Here is a 1,729-nt window from a genome sequence, read left to right as displayed (position 1 = left end):
AGCAGGATCTGCTGCCGCTCGTGGTGGTCGAGCAGGTCGATGCGGCTGATCCGGCGGTCGGGGTCGGCGACCAGTGCGCGCAGTACCCGCTCCAGCCGGGTGGCCAGGGTTTCGGCGGTCTCCCGGTCGAAGAGGTCGCCGTTGAACTCCAGGAGTCCGGTGATCCCCTGGCCGTCCGGCCGCTCCCGCAGACTCCACAGCAGGTCGAACTTGGCGATGTCGAGGTCGACGGGCTGGAGTTGGAAGGTGAGGTCGGGGAGGTCGAGGGTGACGTGGGGGGTGTTCTGGAAGGCGAGCATGACCTGGAAGAGGGGGTGCCGGGCCATGGAGCGGGTGGGGTTGACGAGTTCCACCAGGCGTTCGAAGGGGGTGTCCTGGTGGGTGTAGGCGGTGAGGTCGGTGGTGCGGATGCGGGTGAGGAGTTGGCGGAGGGTGGGGTCGCCTGAGGTGTCGGTGCGCAGGACGAGGGTGTTGGTGAAGAAGCCGACGAGGTTGTCGAGTTGTTCGTCGGTGCGTCCGGCGATGGGGGTGCCGATGGGGATGTCGTCGCCTGCGCCATGGGTGGTGAGGAGGGCGGCGAGTGCGGTGTGGACGACCATGAAGAGGCTGGCCTGGTTGTCGTGGGCCAGGGTGAGCAGGTCGTGGTGGAGTTGGGCGTCCCAGTGGAGGGTGATGTGTCCGCCGTGGTGGGTGGCGGTGGTGGGGCGTGGTCGGTCGGTGGGGAGGGTGAGTTCTTCGGGGAGGTCGGCCAGGGTGTGGCGCCAGTGGGCGAGTTGGCGGTGGGCCAGGCTGGCCGGGTTGTCCTCTTCGCCGAGCAGGTTGTGCTGCCAGAGGGCGTAGTCGGCGTACTGGATGGGCAGGGGCTGCCAGTCGGGGGCGTTGCCTGCGAGTCGGGCGGTGTAGGCGGTGCCGAGGTCTTGGGCGAGGGGTGCCATGGACCAGCCGTCGCCGGTGATGTGGTGGAGTACTAGTACGAGGACGTGGTCGTGCTCGGTGAGGGTGAACAGCGAGGCCCGGATGGGCAGTTCGCGTGAGAGGTCGAAGCCGGTGGTCACCGCTTCACGGATCGCCGCGTCGAGTTCGGCTTCGTCCGCCACGCTTCGCTCCGCCCAGGGCACTGCAGCCGTGGCCGTGTCGAGGACGGTCTGGTGGGGCTCGCCGTCGGTCTCCGTGAAGCGGGTGCGCAGTGATTCGTGGCGGGTGAGGAGGTCGTTGAGGGCGGTTTGGAGTGCGGAGGGGTTGAGGGTGCCGGTCAGTCGTAGGACGACGGGCATGTTGTAGAGGGCTTCGGTGTTCTGGAGCTGGTTGACGAACCAGAGGCGGCGTTGGGCGAAGGAGAGGGGGATGGTTTCGGGGCGTTGTTCAACGGCTCGGATCGCGGGGCGTACGGGTTCGTCGGTGTTGTGGGTGGTGGCGAGGCCGGCGACGGTGGGGGTCTCGAAGATGGCTCGGAGGGGGAGTTCGAGGCCGAGGGTGGTGCGGATGCGGCTGATGAGTCGGGTGGCGAGCAGGGAGTGTCCGCCGAGGTCGAAGAAGTTGTCGTCGATGCCGATGCGGTCGAGGCCGAGGATTTCGGCGAAGACGGCGCAGAGGGCTTCTTCGTGTGGGGTGCGTGGTGCCCGGCCGCCTGCCGCGGCGTCGAAGTCGGGTGCGGGCAGGGCGCGGCGGTCGAGCTTGCCGTTGGGCGTCAGCGGCAGGGCCTCCAGCAGCACGATCGCCGCGGGCACCA

Annotated in this window: 1 protein-coding gene; it reads right to left on the bottom strand. The window is 68.6% G+C overall.

Going from position 1 to position 1,729, the window contains the following annotated elements; all coding sequences use genetic code 11:
* On the bottom strand, positions 1-1,729 hold a 1,729-nt coding region (locus ABD369_RS40470), incomplete at both ends, for a condensation domain-containing protein (RefSeq protein WP_344641641.1).

The sequence above is a fragment of the Kitasatospora cystarginea genome, assembly GCF_039533515.1.
In the GTDB taxonomy this organism is placed as follows: Bacteria; Actinomycetota; Actinomycetes; order Streptomycetales; family Streptomycetaceae; genus Kitasatospora; species Kitasatospora cystarginea.
The sequence above is the reverse complement of the archived record's forward strand: the minus strand, read 5'-3'. Positions and strand labels throughout refer to the sequence as shown.